At 68.6% G+C, this 22,762-nt stretch carries 20 protein-coding genes; 10 read left to right on the top strand and 10 right to left on the bottom strand.

The genetic code is table 11. The features are described from left to right. Positions 1-13: 13 nt before the first annotated feature. The 3 genes from NO900_RS14080 to NO900_RS14070 are packed head-to-tail and all read right to left on the bottom strand — an operon-like array spanning position 14 to position 3,991. Positions 14-1,120, bottom strand: coding sequence for an ABC transporter permease (locus NO900_RS14080; protein ID WP_256408990.1), 1,107 nt, complete (start codon positions 1,118-1,120; stop codon positions 14-16). Next, entirely contained in the window at positions 1,113-3,026 is a 1,914-nt protein-coding gene (locus NO900_RS14075; protein ID WP_256408989.1) for an ABC transporter permease family protein, read from the bottom strand. The genes NO900_RS14080 and NO900_RS14075 overlap by 8 nt, the downstream gene beginning before the upstream one ends. After that, on the bottom strand, positions 3,023-3,991 hold the full coding sequence (locus NO900_RS14070) for an ABC transporter ATP-binding protein (protein ID WP_256408988.1): 969 nt from the start codon (positions 3,989-3,991) through the stop codon (positions 3,023-3,025). Before NO900_RS14070 ends, NO900_RS14075 begins: the two co-directional genes overlap by 4 nt. 223 nt (positions 3,992-4,214) lie before the next feature. On the opposite strand from NO900_RS14070, the gene NO900_RS14065 reads away from it, so the two are divergent. After that, positions 4,215-5,165, top strand: a complete 951-nt coding sequence (locus tag NO900_RS14065; protein WP_256408987.1) for a hypothetical protein — start codon at positions 4,215-4,217, stop codon at positions 5,163-5,165. Positions 5,166-5,280: 115 nt separating this feature from the next. Here NO900_RS14065 and NO900_RS14060 read toward each other — a convergent pair whose 3' ends face one another. Beyond that, positions 5,281-5,403, bottom strand: coding sequence for a DUF7989 family protein (locus NO900_RS14060; protein WP_256408986.1), 123 nt, complete (start codon positions 5,401-5,403; stop codon positions 5,281-5,283). A 121-nt stretch (positions 5,404-5,524) separates the two neighbouring features. On the opposite strand from NO900_RS14060, the gene NO900_RS14055 reads away from it, so the two are divergent. After that, the gene (locus tag NO900_RS14055; protein ID WP_256408985.1) at positions 5,525-6,031 is read left to right on the top strand and encodes a hypothetical protein; all 507 of its coding nucleotides are present in this window, start codon (positions 5,525-5,527) and stop codon (positions 6,029-6,031) included. A 27-nt stretch (positions 6,032-6,058) separates the two neighbouring features. Here NO900_RS14055 and NO900_RS14050 read toward each other — a convergent pair whose 3' ends face one another. After that, entirely contained in the window at positions 6,059-6,541 is a 483-nt protein-coding gene (locus NO900_RS14050; protein WP_256408984.1) for a VOC family protein, read from the bottom strand. Positions 6,542-6,677: 136 nt separating this feature from the next. Beyond that, positions 6,678-7,127, bottom strand: coding sequence for a DoxX family membrane protein (locus NO900_RS14045; protein WP_256408983.1), 450 nt, complete (start codon positions 7,125-7,127; stop codon positions 6,678-6,680). Positions 7,128-7,196: 69 nt separating this feature from the next. Between NO900_RS14045 and NO900_RS14040 the strand changes: the two genes are divergently transcribed. Beyond that, positions 7,197-7,586, top strand: coding sequence for a winged helix-turn-helix transcriptional regulator (locus tag NO900_RS14040; protein WP_256408982.1), 390 nt, complete (start codon positions 7,197-7,199; stop codon positions 7,584-7,586). A gap of 660 nt (positions 7,587-8,246) precedes the next feature. Here NO900_RS14040 and NO900_RS14035 read toward each other — a convergent pair. Both NO900_RS14035 and NO900_RS14030 read right to left on the bottom strand, forming a co-directional pair. Then, positions 8,247-10,187, bottom strand: a complete 1,941-nt coding sequence (locus NO900_RS14035) for a sensor histidine kinase (RefSeq protein WP_256408981.1) — start codon at positions 10,185-10,187, stop codon at positions 8,247-8,249. Positions 10,188-10,449: 262 nt separating this feature from the next. After that, entirely contained in the window at positions 10,450-11,886 is a 1,437-nt protein-coding gene (locus NO900_RS14030) for a PAS domain S-box protein (RefSeq protein WP_256408980.1), read from the bottom strand. Between the two features lie 241 nt (positions 11,887-12,127). On the opposite strand from NO900_RS14030, the gene NO900_RS14025 reads away from it, so the two are divergent. After that, positions 12,128-12,589, top strand: coding sequence for a DUF7960 family protein (locus tag NO900_RS14025; protein ID WP_256408979.1), 462 nt, complete (start codon positions 12,128-12,130; stop codon positions 12,587-12,589). A gap of 28 nt (positions 12,590-12,617) precedes the next feature. On the opposite strand, the gene NO900_RS14020 is transcribed toward NO900_RS14025, so the two are convergent. Next, positions 12,618-12,896, bottom strand: a complete 279-nt coding sequence (locus NO900_RS14020; RefSeq protein WP_256408978.1) for an acylphosphatase — start codon at positions 12,894-12,896, stop codon at positions 12,618-12,620. A 146-nt stretch (positions 12,897-13,042) separates the two neighbouring features. Here NO900_RS14020 and NO900_RS14015 point away from each other — a divergent pair, with 146 nt between their 5' ends. The 5 genes from NO900_RS14015 to NO900_RS13995 all read left to right on the top strand — a co-directional run bounded on the left by NO900_RS14015 (position 13,043) and on the right by NO900_RS13995 (position 20,068). Further along, positions 13,043-14,602: a phosphohexomutase domain-containing protein gene (locus NO900_RS14015; protein WP_256408977.1), complete on the top strand. Its 1,560-nt coding sequence runs from the start codon at positions 13,043-13,045 to the stop codon at positions 14,600-14,602. A gap of 204 nt (positions 14,603-14,806) precedes the next feature. Then, positions 14,807-15,964 (top strand): BMP family lipoprotein, encoded by a 1,158-nt coding sequence (locus NO900_RS14010; protein WP_256408976.1) that lies wholly within the window; start codon positions 14,807-14,809, stop codon positions 15,962-15,964. 108 nt (positions 15,965-16,072) lie between these two features. Next, on the top strand, positions 16,073-17,695 hold the full coding sequence (locus NO900_RS14005) for an ABC transporter ATP-binding protein (protein WP_256408975.1): 1,623 nt from the start codon (positions 16,073-16,075) through the stop codon (positions 17,693-17,695). Then, positions 17,692-18,939 carry an ABC transporter permease gene (locus NO900_RS14000; protein WP_256408974.1) on the top strand — a complete coding sequence of 416 codons (1,248 nt, stop codon included), beginning with the start codon at positions 17,692-17,694 and terminating at the stop codon, positions 18,937-18,939. Before NO900_RS14005 ends, NO900_RS14000 begins: the two co-directional genes overlap by 4 nt. Beyond that, the gene (locus NO900_RS13995) at positions 18,932-20,068 is read left to right on the top strand and encodes an ABC transporter permease (RefSeq protein ID WP_256408973.1); all 1,137 of its coding nucleotides are present in this window, start codon (positions 18,932-18,934) and stop codon (positions 20,066-20,068) included. Before NO900_RS14000 ends, NO900_RS13995 begins: the two co-directional genes overlap by 8 nt. A 37-nt stretch (positions 20,069-20,105) precedes the next feature. Here NO900_RS13995 and fer read toward each other — a convergent pair whose 3' ends face one another. Then, complete coding sequence (gene fer, locus NO900_RS13990) at positions 20,106-20,918, bottom strand: ferredoxin Fer (protein ID WP_256408972.1); 813 nt, start codon at positions 20,916-20,918, stop codon at positions 20,106-20,108. Positions 20,919-21,135: 217 nt separating this feature from the next. Between fer and NO900_RS13985 the strand changes: the two genes are divergently transcribed. Further along, positions 21,136-22,506 carry a geranylgeranyl reductase family protein gene (locus tag NO900_RS13985; protein ID WP_256408971.1) on the top strand — a complete coding sequence of 457 codons (1,371 nt, stop codon included), beginning with the start codon at positions 21,136-21,138 and terminating at the stop codon, positions 22,504-22,506. Positions 22,507-22,762: the final 256 nt, after the last annotated feature.

Raw genomic sequence — 22,762 nt, 5'->3', positions numbered from 1 at the left:
GCCCTCGGAGCGTTCAGCCCTCGAACCCGTTCTCCGCGACGAGGCCCCGCACGCCGACGTACGCGACCGCCGCGATGCCGACGTAGGCGACGACGAGGGCGGTCGTCGCCGCGTCAGCGCTGTCGATCGCGAGCCGCGCGACCGCGTTGGCCGGGCCGCCCGCCATCGCCGTGGCGCCGCCGAACAGGACCAAGACGCCGATCGAGTAGAGGAACTGCGCGGCCCGCCGGTCGGGCGCGAGCGCCGAGACGGCGACGGCGAGCGCGACGACGAGCGTCGTCAGCGCGGTCATCAACGCGAGGATCCGCGGGACGTTGGCGACGGACGTCCCGTTCGCGCGGAGCAGGAGCAGCCACAGCAGCGCCTGTCCGGGGGCGATCGCGACCGCCGCGAGCGCCTTCCCGTCGACGATCTCCCCCAGCGTGACCGGGGCGACCCGGAGCAGCTCCAGCGTCCCCTCGTCGATCTCCTCGGTGATCGAATCGACGGCGAGCGACCCGGAGATGAAGACGGGGAGGAAGACGAGGACGGGGATCAACACCGTGTACGTGAACGTGAAGTACGGGCTGGAGCCGGTCCGGTCCGGCAGGGGGAGCGGCGACTGGCTCAGGGAGGCGGCCCGGTCGGCGCGCTCCTGTCGCTCGTAGGTCCGCAGCAGCGCCCGGAGCTGGACGACGATCACGGTCGTCTCGACCGTCGCGTCCGGCGCCGTGACGCTCGCGACGACCCGCCCGTCGTCGCTCCGGTCCGCGACCACCACCGCGTCGGCGGCGTTGCGCTCGAAGGCGACGCGCGCGGCGGCGGCGTCCTCGTAGCGCGTCACCGAGGCCCCGTCGACCTCGCTCGCGGCGCGTTCGAGGTCGCTCACGGCGTCGCCCGCGCCGGCCACCTCGACCTCCGCGCCGCCGAGCGCGCCGGGGTCGTACATCGAGACGAGCCCGACGACGAGGAACGAGGAGAACGCGGCGATGAACAGCTGGATCGCGATCGCCAGCAGGATCGTCTTCTCGGCGCGCAGGCCCGCGAGCTCCCGGCCCGCGATCGTGAGGCGGCCGCTCCGCCCGGCGGTCGCGTCGCCTCGTTCCGCCCCGTCGCGTTCCGCCCGGTCGGCGTCACCCATGGAGGCTCACCACCCCGAAGTTGTACGCGGCGTGGATAAGCGTCGCCAGCGCCAGCGTCAGCGCGTAGCGCGTCCGGTCCCGGCTCGCCCCGACCGCGGCGACGGTCGTGGCGAGGCCGTGGAGGACGAGGGGCGCGAACAGCAGCGCTGCGAGGACGACCGGCGGGAGCCCCTCCACGCCGGCGACGCTCCCGAACGCGGCCCGGCCGACGTACAGCTCGGTGAGCCCGACCGCCTGCACGACCGCCGTGGCCTTCTCGGCGAGGAAGAAGCCGACCGCGGAGGCGAGCCCGACCGCGACGGCGACCCGGTCGGTCCGGGCGAAGACGCCGCGCTCGAAGCCGGCGTAGAGGTGGACGCTCTTGGCGACCTCCTCGACGAAGGCGATCGTCACGAGGAGCACCGGGATCGAGACCGTCACGGGGAGCGCGAACAGCGTCGCGACCGCCAGCAGCTCCGCGACGAAGACGAAGGGGATCGCGCAGGCGGTGAGGAACGCCACCGAGCCGAGCGCGCGGAGCCGCCGGCGGTCGGCGAGGTCACCGAGTCCGGCGTCCTCGACCGCCGAGAGCCGCACCGCGAGCGCGTCGAGGAGCTTCCGCGCCACCGGCTTCTGGGTGAACATGTCCTCTTCCCGGTAGACGCCGAGCCCGAGCCCGAACAGGAGCGCGGCGCCCAGCGACATCGGCGCGGTCGAAAAGAGCGCCTCGCCGGCCGAGACGGCCTCGCCCTGCAGGTCGAAGACGACGAGCGTCAGCGGCGACACCAGCGCGACGGGCGTCACGTTGGTGAAGACGGCGGGGACGAACGCGTACGTCGTGAGGAGCACGCTGACGCCGACCGTGACGAAGGTGAGCTCCTTGAACGACCGCGCGAACATCGCGCCGACGAACGTGGCCCCGAGGAACGCTAGGGCGACGGGGAGCACGGCGACCACCGAGAGGGCGCCGCCGCCCACGGCGACCGCGATGAGGGTCGTGACGAGGAGCGCGGCCGCGACGTACGGGAGGGTCTTCCCCGCGACGATGTCGACCGGGGAGAGCGGCGTGACGAGCAGGGGCTCCCCCCGCCGGTTCGTGCGCTCGTCGAGCACCGAGGAGCCGTACGCCTGGATGATGAAGTTCATCGGGACGAGGAAGACGAACGCCAGGAGCAGCGAGACGAAGGGGAACGGCGGCGAGATCGACCCCGGCGAGCCGACCGTGTCGGCGCCGAACGTCCCGCCGCCGACCGAGGGGACGGCGAGGCCGCCGCCCCCGCTTCCGGCGTTGCTCGCGGCGTCGTCGGTCGCGGTGTCGCCGGTCGCGGCGTCGGTCCCGTCGCCGTCGCCGCTTCCCGAACCGCCCCCGCTCCCGTCGCCCGAACCGCCATCGTCGCTGTCACCCCCCTCCCCGAGCGTCGGGCCGTCGTCGAGCGCGCTCGTCCGCCCGACGTACCGGAGGGTGACGGTGACCGGGAAGGCGGCGGTCGCGTTCTCCTCGGCCGCCATCAGCCGCTCGTTGTGCGCCTCGACGGCCTCGCGGAACTCGGCGGCCGCGGCCTCGCCCTTCCGCGTGTCGCCGGCGCGGACGGCGACGGTCTCGACGCCGCCGGACCCGCTCCGCCGGTCGAGGACGACGAGGTCCGCCGTGTCGCCGAGCGCGGCGCCGTCGACGGGCACGTGCGTCAGCGCGGGCGCCGCCTCGACCGCGTCCGCGTACGGGGAGTCGCCGTCGACGGCGACGCGGTACACGTCGCGGTCGACGTCGAGCCCGACCGCGCCGACCGCGAGCCCCCCGCCGAGGACGGCGCCGGCGACGAGTACGAGCGCGAGCGCCGCGGCCAGCGTGCGGCGGTCGACCCCGCCGCCGGCGCGGGCGACCTCCCAGCGCGCGACCCGGAGGACCCTCCGGAGCCGGTCGATCACTCGGCCCCCTCCTCGACCCCCTCGATCGCCCCGCTCCCGGCGGCGTACCGCCCGGGCATCGGCCGCCCGACGATGTCGAGGAACACGTCCTCCAGGCTCGGCTCGCGGGTCCGGATGTCGACGACCTCCCCGCCCGCCTCCGCGGCGGCCGCCCGGACGGCCTCGACCGCGTCCATGTCGGGCACGGCGGTTCGGAACCGGTCGCCGACCGCCTCGGTCGCGCCCTCGGGGTCGTCGAGGGTCTCGCCCAGCCGGTCGGTGGCGGCGGGCGCGACGTCGGTGAACACGTGGTACGTCGTCTCGCCGTGTCGCTCGCGGATCCCGTCGACACTCCCGCGGGCGACGATCCGGCCCTCGTTCATCACCACGACGCGGTCGCAGACGGACTCGACGTGGTAGAGGTTGTGCGCGGAGAAGACGACGGTCTTGCCGGCCGCGCGCAGCTCCCGAGTGAACTCCAGCACGGAGTTCGTCGTCACCGGGTCGAGCCCGGAGGCCGGCTCGTCGTACACGAGCACGTCCGGGTCGTTGACGAGCGACCTTGCGATCGCGACCTTGCGTTTCATCCCCTTCGACATGTCGCCGAGCCGGCGCTCGCGGTGGTCCAGTTCGAGCCGGTCGAGCGCGGCCGCGATGCGCTCGTCGGCGACGTCGCTCGGCACGTCGTACAGGTCGGCGAAGAACTCCAGGTACGACAGCGGGGTCATCTCCTCGTATAAGGGCGACTCCTCGGGGAGGAAGCCGAGCCGCCGTCGCATCTCCGGGTCGTCGGAGGGGAAGCCGGCGACCTCGACCTCGCCCTCGGTTGGCTCGACGAGCCCGGCGAGCACCTTCAGCGTCGTCGTCTTCCCGGCGCCGTTCGGGCCGACGATGCCGAACACCTCGCCCTCCGCGACGGAGAAGTCGCTGTCGACGACCGCCGCGAAGTCGCCGTACGCCTTCCGCAGCCCCGCCACCTCGATCATGGATCGCGGTCGGCCGCGGCCCGGGTTAAACCCACCTCCGCGGCTATCAGCCGCGAGAACGGCGGTCGGGGACGCGGGTGTCGCGCCGCTGGCCGGGACGTCGCGCCTCGTGACACACGTGGAGACGGGCCAGCGTCCCGCGGGGGTCGGTCGGGTCGCGTCACCGGGACACGGCCCCACGGCCGCCGGTAGCCTTACGGCGCCCCTGCGAGAACCCCGTCGCATGACCGACCGAGGGGACGCGACCGACCGTCAGCGCCGCCCCGCCGACGGCGACGCCCCCGACGCGGGCGACGCGGCCGACGGGGGGTCGGCCGTCGCTCCCCCCGACGCGGGGGCCCCGGAGCCCGCCGTCGACCCCGCGGTCGCGGGGACGACTCGCGAGGAGCTCCAGCGGACGTTCGACTACCAGGTCGAGCGGCTCCGCGAGATCGACAACAAGGCGATCGAGATCCTGAAGGCGAACCTGCTGCTCATCGGGATCGTCGTCACCGGCGGCTCCATCGTCGTCCAGACGACGGTCGACCTGGCCGTCTTCCTGAACCCCTTCACCGTCGTCGGCGGGCTCCTCCTGCTCGCGTCGACCGGACTGGCCGCCGTCACCTACACCGCCTCCGACCTCCGCGGCGGGCTGTCGATAGACGCCGTCGACGCCGTGGTCGCCCGCGAGCGCTCCGGCGTGGAACCGGGGCCGGACGGTCCCGGAGGGGACGCCGGGTTCGACGAGCGGCTCCTCCGGAGCTACGCCGAGTGGATCGACTACAACGCCCGCGTCACCGCGGTCAACGACCTGTTGGCGACGGTGACGGTCCTCCTGATCTTCGTCGCCTTCGTCTACGTCATCGCCGGCGTCGCGGTCGGGGCGGCGGGCCTCTCCCCGGTCGAATCCTGGGTCTCGTTCGCCGTGCTCACGGCGTTGTCCGTCGTGTTCACGTGGGTCTCCGCGCACATGGACCACCTCGGGCCGGAGACGACGCACCCGGCGGCGTCGTTCGTCGGAATCCCGCTCTCGAAGGGCGGCGACAGGCGACAGGCGTGGTCGTCGCTGCGGGCCATGCTCGGCCGAGCGCCGACGGAAGCGGAGGAGCTCGGCGTCCCGGAGACGGACTCGGAGGTCGGGGAGAGGGGCTCGGAGGTCGGGGAGCGTCGCGAGACGGACCGCCCGGAGCGGTGAGGAGCGAGACGGCGGAGAACGGGACGACGGGAGACAGGGCGGGACGAGGAGTGCGGACGGCGAACCGACCGGTACCCGCGTCGGGGAAATCGGGAAACCGCGGGGTGCGACGGGGTTACTCCTCCTCTTCTTCCTCTTCCTCGACGGGACCTCGGCCCCGTCGCCAGACTCCCTTCGCCGAGGTGTCGTGCGGTGCCGTGTGCGAGACGTCTTTCATGGTGTCGCGGTCGTCGGCCATCTTGACGCTCGATAGCGCGGATCCCCGTATTAACCCTTCGTGGAAAGAGATAATGAGACCTGATACCATTTAAGGAATTAATATGCGTCGGCTTAACTGCGACGGGAGCGTTTAACGAACCGTGAATTACCGGTCTCGTTCGGGCGAGGAATCGGACGAACGTTTCGATTCCGACGGGGCCGTCGACGTCGGCGGGCGTTCCGGTTCGGACCGGTGCGGCGGCGGCTCGGCGTCGACGGTCGTCCGCGAGGGGGCGACGCTCGCCGTGGGTCGCGACGTCGGGGTCGGGCCGGCGGTCGCCGCCGAGGCGCTCCGCGACACCCGCGCCTGGCCCGACTGGGGGCCGGCGATCGAGGCGGTCGAGAGCGACGACCGGTACGTGACTCGGGGGACGACCGGGCGGGTCCGGGTCGGCGGCACGTGGCTCCCGTTTCGCGTGACCGCGTGCAACGGCCGACGCTGGGACTGGCGGGTCGCGGGGGTGCCGGCGACGGGTCACCGCGTCGACGGCTACGCCGGGGAGTCGGGCCGGAGTCGCGTCGTCATCGAGGTGCCGGTTGTCGCGGCGTGGTACGTCCCCCTCTGCCGGCGCGCGCTCGATCGGTTCGCGACGCTCGTGGAGTCCTGACTGGGCCGTTCGGTCTCGTGTCCCCGCTCAGTTCTCGTACCCCTCCGCGAACGGGTCGATCTCCGCGCTGCCGGGGTCCTCCTCGTCGCGGGCGAACCCCGGCCCCTCGGTCGCCAGCTCGAAGACGAGCCCGTCGGGGTCGCTGAAGTAGATGCTCTTGAAGTAGGTGCGGTCCTTCACCTCGGAGACCCGAACCCCCTGCTCGCGGAGGTGCGCCTGCCACTCGCGGAGCGTCTCCTCGTCTTCGACGCCGAACGCGAAGTGGTGGCTCGCGCCCGGGCCGGGCGCGCCCTGCGAGTTCGGGTACTCGAAGTAGGTGACGTTCGTCCCCGGCTCCCCCTCCGGCGTGGAGGAGAAGTAGTAGTGGGGCGTCCCCGGGTCGTCGTAGTTCTGGGTCCGCTTGACCGTGTACCAGCCGAGCGCGTCCTCGTAGAACGCGACCGTCTCGTCCATGTCGGTGCAGATGTTCGTCACGTGGTGCAGTCCGGTGGTGGGCGGGGCGTCGGTCATGGTCGTGTGTCGGGTGGTCGCGGAGTCAGTTAGTGGTACTGGCGGGTCGAAAGAACGGTCAGAAGGCGTCGCGTCCGGTTAGAACGGTCGCGTTCGATCAGAACGGTCGCGTTCGGTTCGGAACGGTCGCATCCGGTCAGAACAGGCCGAGGCCGAGCGCGTAGGGCCACGCGGTGCCGCCGACGGCGAGCAGCGCGACCGCGGCGCCGGCGCCGTAGACGTTCTTCAGGAAGCTCGTCATCTCGCTCTGCTTCTCCTCGGGGTCGTCGATCGACCAGAAGTCGTGCATCGTCACGGCGGAGACGAGCAGGAAGGCGGCGAGCGCGCCGGCCGCGACCACGGGGAACGCGCCGACCACGATCCCGAGCCCGCCGAGCACCAGGACGAGCCCGGAGGCGACCACGGAGAAGCGCGGCGCCGGCAGCCCCTTGAACTCGGCGTAGCCGGCCATCGTGTCGAGGTCCATGAAGTGGTTCAGGCCCATGAACGCGAGCGTGGCGCCGAACAGGATCCGACCGATCAGGAACAGTTCGCCCGCGAGGGGGGCGTCGAGCTGCAGCGGTAGCGTCGTGAATTCAGCTAACATCGTGTAACTACGTATACGGACGTAACCTATTTATCGCTTCCCGGACAAAAGGGTAAGTAGGTAACACCGATGTCATCGCAGGAACTCGCCGGCTCCGACCCGGCGGAAACGACCGATACGGAGGCTGAGACGGACACGTCCTCGGCCCCGGCCTCCGCGTGTCCCGTCGTCGACTCGCTCGAACAGATCGGCTCGCGCTGGCGGCTCGTCGTCCTCCACGAGCTGTTGAACGGCGAGTCGCGCTTCAACGAGCTCAAGCGCGAGACGGACGCGAACGCCCGCACGCTCTCGCGCGTGCTCGACGACCTCCAGGAGACGGGGTTCGTCGACCGGCGGCTGGAGGAGGAGTCGCCGGTGGCGACGTACTACAGCCTCACTCCAAAGGGGGAGTCGCTCGCGCCCGTCTTCGAGGAGATCGACGAGTGGGCGCACGAGTGGCTCGCCGAATGTAGCGGATAGTAGGAGCTCAGTTGCGGGAACGTCGGTTGTTTGTAACTGAGAGTCGATTCTGTGACCCTCTGTTCATGAACGGTCGGAATCGCGGTGAACACCTCTAAAATCACAGCCGCTCGGCTATACGTGACTGGTGCTGGATCGACGCTGACCACTTCCAAAGCCCCAGCCGTGAGGCGGGCACACGCTCGCTGCGCTCCTCAGTCGCTCGTTTTACTCGCTCCCTGCGGTGCTTACGTTCCCTGCGCCCGCCTCACGGCTGCCCCTTTGAGTCCCGTCCCGGACAGCACCGCAGCCTCACGCCTCCCCAGCCTCGTCGGTGGTCCTCCGCTTCGCTCCGGACCACCGACTCCCTCGCGCGTGCGGTTCACGGCCTGTCGGCCGCTCACCGGCACGCGCCGCCGCACCGCCTCCCATGCATCAGAGCCGACGCGGCCGTTCGTTCCTGTACAGTGGCTCTGTTGAAATCCTCAGTAGGTGATATGTTTTCGGAGCCGTGCTGAATAGAGGGCGCGTGTCGGGCACCCGAAAAATGAGGTGCCGGCTATTGCTCCGTATCAATAAAGTATGTGCGGTGTAGCCTCAATACTCGCCAAAGTATACAAAAACCGATTGTAATAACCCTGAGCGTACATACCCGACACGAGTCCTACTACAAGTGATACACTACTCCGACGAGAGGGCCTGTTTACTCTCGAAGGAGATGGGTAGTTCCAATTCGACCGTCGTTCCACCGTGTGTGTTTTCGGCTACGGACACTGCTCCTCCGATACGTCGGGTGAGCCACTGCATCGTCCACAGTCCGATGCCTGTGCTGTGAGCCGTTGGTGTCTCTTGAGCATTTTCTAACGAGCGCTTCTCTAACTCGGGGATTCCAGGTCCGTCGTCTTTGATGCTGACAACAACCCGGTCCGATCTTGACGACGGCGCGGTCACTGAGATGCTCAGCTCCGGTGCCTCACAGTGTTGGAGTGCGTTCTCAATAGGCATCTGAAGGATCACGCGAAGCACCTCTCGGTCACCGGTCACCGTCACGTCGTCGCCGGTAACGTTGATTTCGGCCTCGGGAAACTCTTCGCCGTACTCGGTGACCAAGGCACCGATGACCGAGCTGAGTTCGACATTATCCACAGTGCCGATACGGTCAATTGCGTCGTCAAAAGCACGCACCTTCTCGGATAGCTCCGTGAGGTCTACCGAGGTAGTCCTGATCATGTCAACACCCGTCTCAGCCCGTTCTACAGACGACTGTTGTAGGTCAGCCAATAAATTCTCCAACAGGCGAACCTCGGACTGGAGATCCCGACCTTCTTTTGATGTCTTCTCGATCGAGTCCAGTAGTTCCTGTCGTTCTGTTTTTATTTCTTCCGGGACATTGAGTTTCTCCAGCTCGTCCTTCACCAGATCAGCATGCCCGAGTATGACATTCGCACGGTTCCTGATATTATGCCGTAATACCCGATTCATCACGCTGAGTCGCTGCTCACGTTCCTTATCAACCGTGATGTCTCGGAGGATACCGCGGACTTTCTCTGTTCCCTCTTCTTCGACACGCTCTCCAGCCACACGGACCCAGCGTTCGTACCCGTCAGCTGTCCGCCGTCGGGCCTCAATCTCGAACGGAGAGCCTTCCTCCCGACAAGCGGTGATCGCGTCACGTATGTCTTGACGGTCATCAGGGTGATACAGTGTGATGACCTCCTCTAGTGGGAGGGGATAGTCGTCATCTCCGTGTAGTTGGCTCATGCCGGCCGTTCCCCTGAGGATGTCTGTGTTGAGATCAAGCTCCCAACCGCCGATGTCCGCCAGTTCCTCGCTTCTAACCAGCCATTCCAGTCGCTCTTCGCGAGACTTCACGTGAGTGATGTCGTCGAGTCCGACCACGACACACTCAACGTCACCCTCCTCGTCCAACACCGGAGCAGAGTGGCTTGAGAGCCACTTTTTTGTCCCATCCGGCAATTCGATCCAATGTTCTAAGCCGAGAACTGGCTCTCCAGTCTGTAGGACTTTCGTCACTGGGTGCTCGTCGGAAGCAATCGGTGTGCCGTCGTCATAGGTTATATTCCACTCTTGATCTTTGTACGTCCGATCGGTGATTTCTTCTCGTTCTAGATTAAGAATATTTTCGGCACGCCTATTCGCCCGTGATATGTTCCCAGACGGTTCTACGACAACGATACCAATGGGAGCGACCTCGAAGACCCGGCTGAGTAGATCACGAGCACGCTGTCTGTTCATTTGCTGGGTAGTGTCCTCGATCGTCAACAACGCAAAGCGAGGCTCTCCGTCACCGACTGGACTCACCGTCCCCTCTACTTGTCTCGTTTTTCCCTCGACGCCGATCTGAATGTCGGCCGGCCGTGTCTCTCCACAGTCGAATACCTCTTCGATGGTGGTACGGAGATGCTCAAGCTGAGAGGACCGAAGCGCGTTCCACAGCGTCTTGCTTGTCAGCTCTTCGCCGCCATCGTCGAGTAACTCGTGATCGCTGTCGTTCCGGAGTTCCTCAACGACAAGACCGTCCGAGTCGATCAAAAGCGCAACCTCGGCTGTGGCGTCAAGAAGGCTCTGGAGAACCAGTCTGGTTGGCGGGGTCTCACTCATGATTTGTCTCGCATCTCAGGTCTCAAAACAACGACTTGCCCAAGCAGACTAAAGTTTTGGCTCTGTTGAAATCCCACTCTTCAGATGTATTCTCGACTGAAACAGCTGACCGGTGAAGAGTGCGTATTGATCGTCGAGGATTCTGCCAACTCAGAGGAGTGTCTGGATAGTCGTGCGAGGTACAGGGCGCTTATCTCCTACACGCTGCGCTCAGTAGTTGAGGTCGCACTTCTCAATCATGGGTCGGGAATTATACATAACCTTACACGAACTCTCCTTGTTCAGACATCTCGAACTCAAACCGTGCTCCACCATCGGTTCCATTAGCTACAGACAGCTCCCAGCCGTGGGCTTCCACGATTCGTTTTACGATAGTTAACCCGAAACCAGTACCACCCTGTGCCGACGAGTGTCCCGGTTCGAGCACCTCGTCACGCTTTTCGACTGGAATTCCTGGTCCATTGTCTTCGACGTAGATCCCAAGTTCGTTGTGACAGCCGACACGAACGGTCACGTCGGATCCACCGTGTTCAACAGCGTTTCGGAACAGGTTCTCGAACACGTGGCGTAACCGGTCAGGGTCTGCTTGAAAGGTCATTTCGTCGACAATCTCAATAGTTGCCTCGCCTGTGTCTACTGTCGCCCAGCATTTCCCGACAAGGTTAGTCAAACTGACCGACTCCGTTTCGCTTATTATATCGCCTTGGCGAGCAAGCGTCAACGTATCCTCGACGATCGCCTCCATCCGGTCAAGCGCCTGTAGTAGTGGATCAAGATGCTCGCTTTCTCCCTGCTCAGCAAGGAGTGCAGCGCGACCCTGTGCGACGTTGAGCGGACTGCGCAAATCGTGGGAGATAACACTCGCAAACTCTCCGAGCCGCTCGTTCTGCTGACGTAGTTGTCGCTCACGTTCGACGCGTTCAGTCACGTTCCGAGTGACCCCAACGAGGCGAGTTATCTCACCATCGGAGACTACCGGCGCAAGTTTTGTCTGCCAGAATCGTGCTCCTTCGCTGACCCGGAGTTCCTCCTGATACGAGATTGGTTCGCCGGCCTTGACACAGCGGTGATAGTTCGCCGCTAACTCAGCGCCCTGTTCTTCACCGAACACGGCCTGTGGTGTCTGGCCCTGTACTTCCTCGGTAGTAATCCCAGTCTGGCGCTCATAGGAGGGGCTGAGGCGCTCAAACTCGAATCGGACACCATCCCCATCTTCCTCAACATTCATCAGAAAGATGGCGTCCTCCACGCTGTTCAAAACGGCTTCGTACTCTTCGGCAAGCTCTCGCGCTTCGCGTTCGTGCTCTTTTCGCTCAGTAATGTCTCGACTGCTAAGCAGAATCCCATCGATGATATCGTCGTCAACTCGATTCCGCATTGTGGCCTCAATCCAGCGCCACGAGCCGTCGGCGTGGCGGAATCGGACTTCAACAGTCTCGGATTCGGAAGGGTTTGAGAGAACAGCCTCCAGCGCGTCGGCGTTTCGCTCCCGATCCTCGGGATGGACGAATTCGAATCCCTCGTGGCCAACCAATTCGCCGGGATCGTAGCCGAGAATCCGTGTGATGGCCGGACTAACGTAGGTTATTGTCCCGTCAGTATCGACGACTGTCACGAGATCATTTACCTCCTCAACGAGCGTCCGATACCACTCTGGCTTGTGATTATTATTCTCTCGGTGGGTTGTATCGTTATCCATCGATTATAATGAGTCCAGTACACGTGTAAGCATATTAAAATCGTGCACCATCTCCGGTTGAAGCACCACTTTTTGTTCTATATATGGGGGTGGTGGCCAAGATCTTGCTGAGTATACCCTCTGTATTCAGCAGCTGGTTCCTATCAGCATCTGAGGATTTCAACAGAGCCTGTACAGTGTATTCGAGGAGAGGGCCCTCGACGGCGAAACGCACAGTACCCTCCGACCCGTACGAGCAGGCGTGTACGCCGGACTGAAGAACACCCCCTGTTGCCTCTGCGGTCGCGACGAGACCCACACCCGGATCGCGGTGCCGCCGCGGGCGCTCGGGCTGATGGAGAACGGCGACCCCATCTCGTGGCGCGACGTCGTCGGGACGGTGACCCTTCGCTTCTGCGCCGACGACTGGGACCTCGTGAGCGACCTCGCCATCGAGATGGACACCCATCCGCTCTCGCGGTGTAACGCGGCGCACGTCTCGCTCGACCTCCGCGAGGACCACGAGGCGCTGCTGTCGGCGGTGAAGGGCGAGACCGACCAGACGGAGCTGGAGTCCAGGCTCGCCGCGGAGGCCGAGGCGACGCTCGACGCCGTCGACGACCCCTACACCGAGGAGCGCGACGTGGTCGAGGCGATCGTCGTGCTGCGCGCCCTGGAGGAGCTCGGCGTCCGCGACCCGCCGAACGACCCGGTCGCGCCGTAGCCGCGCGGAGCGGTCGCCTGGGGTCGAGCTACCACCGCACCTCGAACCCGTCCAGTCCCTCGGGCGGCTCGTACGTCGCGTCGACCTCGTCGACGTCGGCCGCTTTGCTCCCCGTCTCGCACCACGCGACCATCTCGCGGACCGCGTCCTCCGGCCCCTCGAAGACGGCCTCGACGCGCCCGTCGTCGAGGTTGCGCACCCAGCCGTCGACCCCCTTCTCGCGGGCGGTGTCGCGGGTCGTCGCCCGGTAGTAGACGCCCTGCACGCGCCCCGAGACGTACACGTGTGCTCGCGTGCGGTCGGTCATCGCGAGAGCGTGCGCCCGCCGCCGGCTTAAACGCGGCGCCGAGGGATCGCCCGTTTCAACCGAAGGCCGGCGGCCGCCGATCGGGAAGAGACCGACGACGGTCCGCAACCGACGACTTCTAACGAACGGCCGCCGACACGCCGGGTATGGACCTGTTCGGAACCGCGGGGATCCGCGGGAGCGCGACGGAGCGGGTCACCCCCGAGCTCGCGCTCGCGGTGGGACGCGCCGTCGCGGCGGAGATACGAGCGGACGCCGAGAGCGACGGAGACGGGTCGGACGCGGACGACGCGCATCCCGCCGAGATCGTGCTCGCCCGCGACGGCCGCGTCACCGGCCCCGCGCTCGCGGCTGCGACCGAGTCCGGGCTCGCGTCGGGCGGGGTGCGAGTGCTGCGCGCCGGGCAGTTGCCGACGCCGGCGCTCGCGCACGCCTCGCGGGGGCGCTACGGCGTCATGCTCACCGCCTCGCACAACCCCCCGACCGACAACGGGGTCAAGCTGTTCCGGGACGGCAGCGAGTTCGACCGCGAGGCCGAGCGCGCCGTCGAGGAGCGCGTGGCGGGCGAGGCGCCGCCGGCGGCGTGGGACGCGTGGACCGAGTCCGAGCGCGTCGAGCCGCTCGGCGGCTACCTCGCCGACGTCGTCGCGTACGCCGAGCGGTTCGGCGCCCCGCTCGACGGGCTCCGGGTCGCGGTCGACTGCGGGAACGGGATGGCCGCCCCCGCGACGCCGACCGTGCTCCGCGAGCTCGGCGCCGACGTCGTCACGCTCAACGGGAACGTCGACGGCCACTTCCCCGGCCGCGGGAGCAAGCCGACCCCGGAGACGCTCCGCGACCTCCGGGCGTTCGTCGCCGACGCGAACGAGGGCGTCGCGGAGCCGGGGCGTCCGGACGCGGGCGGCGAGGGCGACGCCGGAGGCGACGGCGACGCCGAGGCCGAGGGGTTCGCCTTCGGGATCGGTCACGACGGCGACGCCGACCGGATCGTGGTCGTCGACGCCGACGGCGAGGTGGTCCACGAGGACACCGTCCTCGCGCTGCTCGCGGAGCGGTACACGCGCGCGAGCGACGCCGCCGACCCCGTGGTCGTCACGACGCCGAACGCCTCGGGCCGGATCGACGAGCGCGTCCGCGAGGCGGGCGGGCGCGTCGAGCGCGTGCGGCTCGGCGCGCTCCACGAGGGCATCGCCGCGGTCCGGGCGGACGCCGACGACGCCGGCGCCCTCGGCGAGGCGGGCGCGGTCGGGGAGGCGGGCGCCGCCGGCGAGGTGGGAACCGACACCCGCGTCGTCTTCGCCGCCGAGCCGTGGAAGCACGTCCACGTCGCTCACGGCGAGTGGATCGACGGGGTCGCGTCGGCGGCCGTGATCGCCCGGCTCGTCGCCGACGAGGGGCTCGACGGGCTCCGCGAGCCGATCACCGAGCGGCCGTACCGCAAGGTCAGCGTCGACTGCCCCGACGACGCGAAGGCCGGGGCGATGGAGCGGCTGGAGACCGCGCTCCCGGCGGCCTTCCCCGACGCGACCGCGAGCACCGAGCACGGGGTCCGGCTGGAGTTCCCGGACGCGTCGTGGGCGCTCGTCCGCCCCTCGGGCACGGAGCCGTACGTCAGGGTGTACGCCGAGAGCGACGCGGTCGACGAGCTGATCGCGGACGTCGAGGCGGCCGTCGAGGAGGCGGTGGCCGCGGCCGGCGACGCGTAGCCGACCGATCATTCCCGACATACCGCTCCCGTCGGCCATCCGACATACCGCTCCCGTCGGCCCCCGGAGACCACGGACGTGAACACGTTCGGGTCAAACCCGGGCGAGCGGGCGGCGTTCCCGCCGAAGCGCTCCGGGAACGTCCGATACCGCGTCGTCGAGAGCGACGAATTTATGACGTGTTCGCGCGCCAATACAGGTGACATGGTATCCGATCTCGATCGGCGGCGGTTCGTCAAGGCGGCAAGCGCAGCAGGCCTCGTCGGGCTCGCCGGCTGTAGCGGCGGCCCGAGCGGCGACGGGTCGGACGGCTCGGACGGCTCCGACGGCTCAGACGGCTCGGACGGCTCCGACGGCGACGACTCGGGCGACGGGTCCGACGGAGGCGACGAGCCGGCGGCGAACGTCGGGATGGTGTACGCGACCGGCGGCCTCGGCGACGGGTCGTTCAACGACCAGGCCCAGCAGGGGGCCCTCGCGGCGGAGGAAGAGCTCGACATCTCGTTCCAGGAGGCACAGCCCGACGAGGTGGCCCAGTTCAGTAACTTCCAGCAGCAGTTCGCGGAGTCGAGCGACCCGGACTACGACCTGGTGTGCTGTATCGGCTTCCTGCAGGCCGACTCGCTGTCGGAGACCGCGGAGTCGTACCCCGACCAGAACTTCATGATCGTCGACTCGGTGGTCCAGGCCGACAACGTCGCGAGCTACACGTTCCGGGAGCACGAGGGGTCGTACCTCGCGGGCCTGATGGCGAGCCTGCTCACCACCCGCGACTTCTCGGCGGGCGCGGGCTCGACCGCGGGCGACTCCACGAACGTCGGCTTCGTCGGCGGCGTCGAGTCCGACCTGATCCAGAAGTTCCAGGCCGGCTTCGAGGCCGGCGTCGCCGCCGGCAGCGACGACGTCGACGTCAGCGTCAACTACACCGGCAGCTTCAACGACCCCGCGGCGGGCCGCGAGGCGGCGACCGCGATGTACAACAGCGGTTCCGACATCGTCTACCACGCGGCGGGGAACACGGGCACCGGCGTCTTCCAGGCGGCACAGGAGCAGGACGGATTCGCGATCGGCGTCGACCGCGACCAGTCGATCACGCGCCCCGACTACGCCGACGTGATCCTCGGGAGCATGGTCAAGCGGGTCGACACGGCCGTCTACAACGCGATCGAGGCGACCGTCGAGAGCGAGTTCCCCGGCGGCTCGAACGTCGCGCTCGGGCTCGACAACGAGGGCGTCGCGCTCGTCTACGGCGACCAGCTCGGCTCCGAGATCCCGCAGGACGTCAGGGACGAGGTCTCGACCGCGCGCGAAGACATCGTCGCCGGGGACGTTTCCGTTCCTTCGTCGCCCTCGAACGTCTGACGGAGCGGGCGCTCGCTCCGGTCGGATCGCCGGCCGCTCGCCGGTCCGTGCGGACCGAACCATATCCAAACATATTCACCCGACCTCGAACCAGGGGGTAGTAGACCAATGGCCTCAGCCGTCCACCTCGACGGGATCACGAAGCGGTTCCCCGGCGTCGTGGCGAACGACGACGTCGACCTGCGGGTCGAGCGCGGCACCGTCCACGCCCTCCTCGGCGAGAACGGGGCCGGGAAGACGACGCTGATGAACGTGCTCTACGGCCTCTACGAACCCACGTCGGGGACGGTCCGGCTCGACGGGGACCCCCACGCGTTCGACTCCCCGCGGGACGCGATCGACGCCGGGATCGGGATGATCCACCAGCACTTCATGCTCGTGGACCCGATGACCGTCACCGAGAACATCACGCTCGGCAACGAGCCGCGGAAGTGGGGCGGACTCGCCGTCGACCGGGCCGGCGCGCGCGAGGCCGTCGTCGAGCTCGCCGACCGCTACGGCTTCGACGTCGATCCGGACGCGCGGATCGAGGACGTCTCCGTGGGCGAACAGCAGCGCGTCGAGATCCTGAAGGCGCTGTACCGCGGCGCCGACACGCTGATCCTGGACGAGCCGACCGCGGTGCTGACTCCCCAGGAGGTCGACGAGCTGTTCGACGTGCTCGACGAGCTCACTTCGCAGGGGAAGACGATCATCTTCATCACCCACAAGCTGGGCGAGGCGATGCGCGCGGCCGACGAGATCTCCGTCCTCCGGGACGGCCGGAAGGTCGGGACGGTCGACGCGGACACCACCACCCAGGAGGAGCTCGCGGAGCTGATGGTCGGCCGCGAGGTCCTCCTCGACGTCGACCACGGGACCGCGGAGACGGGCGAGGTCGTCGCCTCGGTCTCCGAGGTCGTCGTCGAGGACGACCGCGGGGTCCGGGCCGTCGACGGCGTCTCGTTCGACGTCCGCGGCGGCGAGGTGTTCGGGATCGCCGGCGTGGACGGAAACGGGCAGTCGGAGCTCGTCGAGGCGGTGACCGGGCTCCGGACCCCCGACGCGGGCGAGGTCCGGTTCCGGGGCGAGGACGTCACGACCGCCTCGCGGCGGGACCGGATCGAGGCCGGCATGGCGTACGTCCCCGAGGACCGCCAGGAGCGCGGCCTGGTGATGGAGTTCGACCTCGTCGAGAACGGGCTGCTCGGGAGCCAACACGGCCGCGAGCTCGCCGCCAACGGCCGGATCGACTGGGAGAAGACGCGCGGGCACGCCGAGGCGATCATCGACGAGTACGACGTGCGGCCGCCGGACGCGGACGCCGACGCGGAGTCGCTCTCCGGCGGCAACCAGCAGAAGTTCATCGTCGGTCGGGAGTTCGAGCGCGACCCCGAGCTGGTCGTCGCCTCGCACCCGACGCGGGGCGTCGACGTGGGCTCGATCGAGTTCATCCACGAGCGGCTCCTGGAGCTCCGGGAGCGGGGCGTGGCGGTCCTCCTCGTCTCCTCGAAGCTGGAGGAGGTACAGGGGCTCTCGGACCGCCTCGCGGTCGCGTACGAGGGCGAGTTCGTCGACGTGGTCGACCCGGACGAGACGACGGAGGAGGAGCTCGGCCTGCTGATGGCCGGGGAGCGACCGGGCGGCGGTGGCGGGGACGGCCCGGCGGCGGCGGGGAACGAGGACGCGGACGAGCCGGAACGGAACGCGGAGGCGGACCTCGCGGACGCCGCGGACGGTGAGCGGGCGTGAGCGCCGCCGACCGCGCGCGCGACGCGCTCTCTCGGCTCGTCGACGCCTCCGCGGCCGAGCGGGTCCTGATCAGCACGGCGGCGCTCGTCCTCTCGGTCCTCATCGGCGCGGCGCTGGTGCTCGTGGCCGGTCGGATGACGACGTGTACCGCCGGCGAGGCGGTGTACTACCTTGGGGTCGGGTTCTGTTACGACCCGGTCGTCGTCTTCGACCGCCTCTTCCTCGGGGCGCTCGGCGACCCGCTCAGCGGCGGCTGGTCGCCGAACGGGCAGTTCGCGGTCACGCTCCGCGAGACGACGCTGCTGATCTTCACCGGGCTCTCGGTCGCGCTGGCGTTCCGCGCCGGGATCTTCAACATCGGGACGCAGGGCCAGATGGTCGTCGGCGCGCTGGCGACCGCGCTCGGCGTCCTCTGGGCGTCGTCGCTCGTGTCGGGCGCGCTCGGCACCGTCCTCCTGATCCCGTTCGGGCTCCTCGTCGGCGCGGTGTTCGGCGGGCTCTACGGCGCGGTCCCGGGCCTGCTGAAGGCGTACGCCGACGCCAACGAGGTGATCACGACGATCATGCTCAACTTCATCGCGACCGGCGTCGCGCTGTACCTGGTCAGCGGGATCTTCAAGGACCCGAACAGCGCCGCGAACCAGACCGTCCCGCTCCCCGAGTTCGCGCAGTTTCCGGCGCTGCTGTTCGGCGCCCGACAGGACTTCTCCGTCGTCGCGCTCGGCTTCGGCCTCCTCGCCGTCGCCGGGCTGTACTACGTCCTCGAACACACCGCCTTCGGGTACGACGTCCGGACGAGCGGCGTCCAGCCCGAGGCGGCCGAGTACGGCGGCGTCGACGCCAAGCGCACCGTCGTCGCGAGCCTGTCGCTGTCGGGCGCGCTCGGCGGGATCGCCGGCGCGATGTACGTGATGATGGTGCTCGGGACGTTCCAGACGGGGATCCCGGCCTACGGGTTCGACGGGATCACCGTCTCGATCCTCGCCGGCAACAACCCGCTCGGGGTCGGCGTCGCCGCGCTGCTGTTCGGCGTGTTGAAGAGCGGGACGACGGTCGTCCAGTTCGCGACCGACGTTCCGCCCCAGCTCGTCGGCGTCCTCCGCGGGCTCATCATCCTGTTCGTTGCGATGCCGGAGTTCTTCCGCCTGCTGGCCCGCGGGCTGCCGGGAACGGGCTCGAAGCCGGAGGCGGTCGCGACCGACGGCGGGACCGCCGCCGACCGGGGAGGTGAGACCGATGAGTGACGCGCCCGCGGGCGGCGCCGCCGACGGCGACGAGGCCGACGACGCCGAGGACGCCGACGCCGCGATCTCGGCCGAGGGCGCCGACGAGGAGGGCCTCCTCGACCGGTACTCGACCCGGGCGCTCGTCGCCGGCGCGACCGTCGCCGCCGTCGCCGCGCTGCTGCTCGCCGGGCTGCTGTTCCCGGACTCGCTCGCCGGGACGCTCGCGGACGTGCTCACGAGCGAGAACACGCTCGCGGCGGCGCTGCGGCTCTCCGTGCCGATCGCGTTCGCCGCCCTCGGCGGGATCTTCGCGGAGAAGTCGGGCGTCATCAACATCGGGCTGGAGGGGCTCCTGATCATCTCGGCGTTCAGCGCCATCTACGTCGCCGACCTCACCGGCGGAGTGTGGGTCGGCTTCGCCGGCGGCGTCGTCGCGAGCACGCTGCTCGCGGCGCTGTTCGCCGTCGTGACGATCGGGTTCCGCGCGGACCAGATCATCGCCGGGCTCGCGGTGTGGCTCATCGCGCTCGGGCTCGCGCCGTTCGCCTCGCAGGTGATCTACGGCAGCCCGAACACGCCGACCGTCGCGACGTCGCCGTCGATCAACGTGCCGGTGCTCGCCGACCTCCCGTTCTTCGGCGCGCTCTTCTCCGCGTCGCCGTCGGTGTACATGCTGTTCGCCGCCGTCGCCGGCTCGTGGTACGTCTTCGAGCGGACGGCGTTCGGCCGGTGGATCCGCGCCAGCGGCGAGAACCCGAAGGCGCTCGACACCGCCGGCGTGAGCGTCACCCGGGTCCGCTACGCGGCGGTGCTGATCTCGGGCGTGCTCGCGGGGATGGGCGGCGCCGCGCTGTCGCTCGACCTCGGCCAGTTCACCGGCAACGGCCCGACGATGGTGAACGGGAAGGGGTTCATCGCCATCGTGGCGTACCTGTTCGGCAACTACAACCCGGTCGGGGCGTTCCTCTCGACGATGCTGTTCGCGGGGCTGGACGCGGTCCAGACCGTGCTCCAGCTCCAGGGGATCGGGATCCCCCGGCAGCTCATCCGGATCACGCCGTTCGTGGTCGTCATCCTGGTCCTCGCGCTGGTCGGTCGGACGCGGCTCCCGGAGGCGGCCGGGGAGCACTACGAGACCGAGGAGTGAGCGGGCGACGACGCCCCCGAGGAGTGAGCGGGGCGGCTCAGTCCGACGCCGGCCTCGCTCCGTCCCCGTCCTCGGCCGGGGACGGCAGCCGCAGGTCGGCGAACTCCGCCAGGTCGCCGACGCCGGTGACGAGCCGGACCTCGTCCGTGACCGGGACGCCGACGCAGGAGAGCCGGGCGTTCGTCTCGCGGATCTGCGCGTCGGAGAGCACGGACTGCCCCGGCATCGCCACGTCGCCGTCGACGACGACGACGGCGCAGTTCGTGCACGCGCCGCCCCGGCAGGCGTACGGCCAGGACCGGCCGCCGCGCTCGGCCGCCTCCAGGATCGACTCGTCCGGCTCGACGAGGAACCGCCCGTACTCGGGCAGCCCGAGGTCCGACTCGGCCGCCTTCTCGAACAGGTCCGGGTCGTCGAGCGACCAGCCGCGCTCGGTCATCGCGTCGTAGTCGAGGTGGAACACGGTCGAGGGTTCGCCCGTGAGGAGGGGCTCGACCGCGCCCTCCGCGTACCCCCGGATCACGCTCGCGGCCTCGGGGACGGGGCGGTCCGACAGCCCGGCGAACCAGGCCTCGACCGACTCGACCGTGAGGTTCGACTCCGCGGCGACCGCCTCGACGTCGACCCCTTCGAGGCGGGCGATCTCGGCGACGTAGTCGGGCGAGTCGAGCGCCGCGATCGCCTCCTCGACCGACTCGGTCGACCGGTCGTACCACGAGGCCAGTTCGCCCGCGCCGATCCCCTTGTCGTACGCGACGGCGAGCATCAGGGCGGCGGTCGTCTCTCCCTCGCGGACCTCCGAGAGCCACTCCCGGAGCCGGTCCGTGTCGACGTGATCGAGTCCGGACATGTCCGGAGTCACGGCCGCACCGCCGTTAAAAACGAGGGCTGAACAGTTAGGGACGCGACGGCGTCGTCGGCGACCGCGGACGACCGCGACGACGCCCGCGGTCCCGGACCGGGCGGCGATCCGCGTCGGTCGCGTCGCCGTCCGGGGCTCGTGTCGCTCCCGAGGGGACCGAAACGGGAACAAAGAGTTTTGCCACCGGGGGAACGACCCACGTGTCATGAGCATCGACGAGTACGACGTCGTCGTGGCCGGCGCCGGGACCGCCGGCTGTTACGCCGCCGCGACGATTGCGAACGAGGGGCTCGACGTCGTCATCGTCGAGCGGAAGGACGAGGCGGAGGCCGGCCACATCGCCTGCGGCGACGCGCTGAAGGGCGCCGACGCCTTCCCGGAGGCCATCCCGAAAGAGCGGCTCGAACCGGCGTTCACCAACACCGGCGTCGACCATGGGCGGTTCGAGATCCCGCAAGAGGACACGGTCCTGGAGATCCCCGTGCCGGGCGAGCTCGCGGTCATCGACCGGTGGGAGTACGGCCGGCAGATCATCGCGGGCGCCGAGGACGCCGGGGTCGACTTCCACTACGACACCGTCATCAACGACGTAATTCAGACCGAGGCCGGTCGGGTCACCGGGCTGCGCGCGAAGCGGAAGGGCGACGCGGTCACATACGAGGCCGACCTCGTGATCGACGGGGCCGGGTCGCTGTCGCTGCTCCAGGACAAGGCGGACTTCGAGGGGACGACGTTCGACACCAACGTGCGCTACTCGCAGTTCTGCTCGGCGTACCGCGAGATCGTCGAGGTGCCGGAGCCGGTCGAGTGGGACGACGCCCTCGTCTTCAAGGCGACCGACCGCGCCGCCGGCTACCTCTGGTACTTCCCGCGGACGAGCACCGAGATCAACGCCGGGCTCGGCTTCCAGATGAACGAGGAGCCGATGCAGCTCGTCGAGGCGCTGAGACGCGACCTCCGGAACCGCGACGAGTTCGAGGGCGCCACCGTCACGGACAAGCTCGGCGCCGCGCTCCCCACCCGTCGCCCCTACGACTCGGCGGTCGCGCCGGGGTACATGGCGGTCGGCGACGCCGCCGGGCACGTCAACCCGACCACGGGCGGCGGTATCGCCGGCGCGGCGTACGCGGGCAAGTACGCGGGCGAGCAGGCCGTGAAGGCGGTCTCCGACGGCGACGTGAGCGAGGAGAACCTCTGGCGGTACAACACCCGCGTGATGGACCACTTCGGCGGGCGCTACGCCGGACTCGACGTGTACAACGTGCTCTCGACCGCGGTCGACGTCGACGACCTGATGGGGCTGCTCGCCGCGCTCCCGGGCGAGAAGCTCGCGGAGGCGTTATACGAGGGCTCCACGTCGATGTCGTTCGGGCTGAAGCTGAAGGCCGCGGTGAAGAGCTTCGGCTACTGGGGGACGATCCGGAACTTCTACCAGACGAAGACGCTCGCCGACGAGCTGCTCGACCACTACGAGTCGTACCCGACCAGCCCGGCCGCGATGGCGAACTGGACCGGCGAGCGCGACGCGATCATGGACCGGATCTACGAGACGACGGGCGCCGACGCGAAGTACTGATCGGGGCGGTCGAGTGGGTGAGGTCGCCGTCGTTGCGACGTTCCTTTCGTTGCGTTCCATCCTCTCAGCGTGGTCTCGTCCGGGCAGTTGGCTGTTACCGGGCGCTGCGTCGTTGGAAGCGCACACCGATCGATGACGGAAGTGGGTATCGCAGATCGGTGGTACCGATTCAGTATTTAAATAGCCGCGCGGCGGCAGCGGTTGTTTATAAATAAAGGTCGCGGTGGCGCGTGCCTGCGAGCGGCCGACAGGCCGC

The sequence above is a fragment of the Halorubrum rutilum genome, from assembly GCF_024494565.1.
The sequence above is the reverse complement of the archived record's forward strand: the minus strand, read 5'-3'. Positions and strand labels throughout refer to the sequence as shown.

Bases quoted from the DNA above. Each gene is read 5' to 3' on its own strand.
- fer (WP_256408972.1), bottom strand. From the start codon at position 20,918: ATGTCCGGACTCGATCACGTCGACACGGACCGGCTCCGGGAGTGGCTC.
- NO900_RS14070 (WP_256408988.1), bottom strand. From the start codon at position 3,991: ATGATCGAGGTGGCGGGGCTGCGGAAGGCGTACGGCGACTTCGCGGCG.
- NO900_RS14050 (WP_256408984.1), bottom strand. From the start codon at position 6,541: ATGACCGACGCCCCGCCCACCACCGGACTGCACCACGTGACGAACATC.
- NO900_RS14015 (WP_256408977.1), top strand. From the start codon at position 13,043: ATGGACCTGTTCGGAACCGCGGGGATCCGCGGGAGCGCGACGGAGCGG.
- NO900_RS14080 (WP_256408990.1), bottom strand. From the start codon at position 1,120: ATGGGTGACGCCGACCGGGCGGAACGCGACGGGGCGGAACGAGGCGAC.
- NO900_RS14065 (WP_256408987.1), top strand. From the start codon at position 4,215: ATGACCGACCGAGGGGACGCGACCGACCGTCAGCGCCGCCCCGCCGAC.
- NO900_RS14060 (WP_256408986.1), bottom strand. From the start codon at position 5,403: ATGGCCGACGACCGCGACACCATGAAAGACGTCTCGCACACGGCACCG.
- NO900_RS14005 (WP_256408975.1), top strand. From the start codon at position 16,073: ATGGCCTCAGCCGTCCACCTCGACGGGATCACGAAGCGGTTCCCCGGC.
- NO900_RS14030 (WP_256408980.1), bottom strand. From the start codon at position 11,886: ATGGATAACGATACAACCCACCGAGAGAATAATAATCACAAGCCAGAG.
- NO900_RS13985 (WP_256408971.1), top strand. From the start codon at position 21,136: ATGAGCATCGACGAGTACGACGTCGTCGTGGCCGGCGCCGGGACCGCC.
- NO900_RS14045 (WP_256408983.1), bottom strand. From the start codon at position 7,127: ATGTTAGCTGAATTCACGACGCTACCGCTGCAGCTCGACGCCCCCCTC.
- NO900_RS14020 (WP_256408978.1), bottom strand. From the start codon at position 12,896: ATGACCGACCGCACGCGAGCACACGTGTACGTCTCGGGGCGCGTGCAG.
- NO900_RS13995 (WP_256408973.1), top strand. From the start codon at position 18,932: ATGAGTGACGCGCCCGCGGGCGGCGCCGCCGACGGCGACGAGGCCGAC.
- NO900_RS14035 (WP_256408981.1), bottom strand. From the start codon at position 10,187: ATGAGTGAGACCCCGCCAACCAGACTGGTTCTCCAGAGCCTTCTTGAC.
- NO900_RS14010 (WP_256408976.1), top strand. From the start codon at position 14,807: ATGGTATCCGATCTCGATCGGCGGCGGTTCGTCAAGGCGGCAAGCGCA.
- NO900_RS14040 (WP_256408982.1), top strand. From the start codon at position 7,197: ATGTCATCGCAGGAACTCGCCGGCTCCGACCCGGCGGAAACGACCGAT.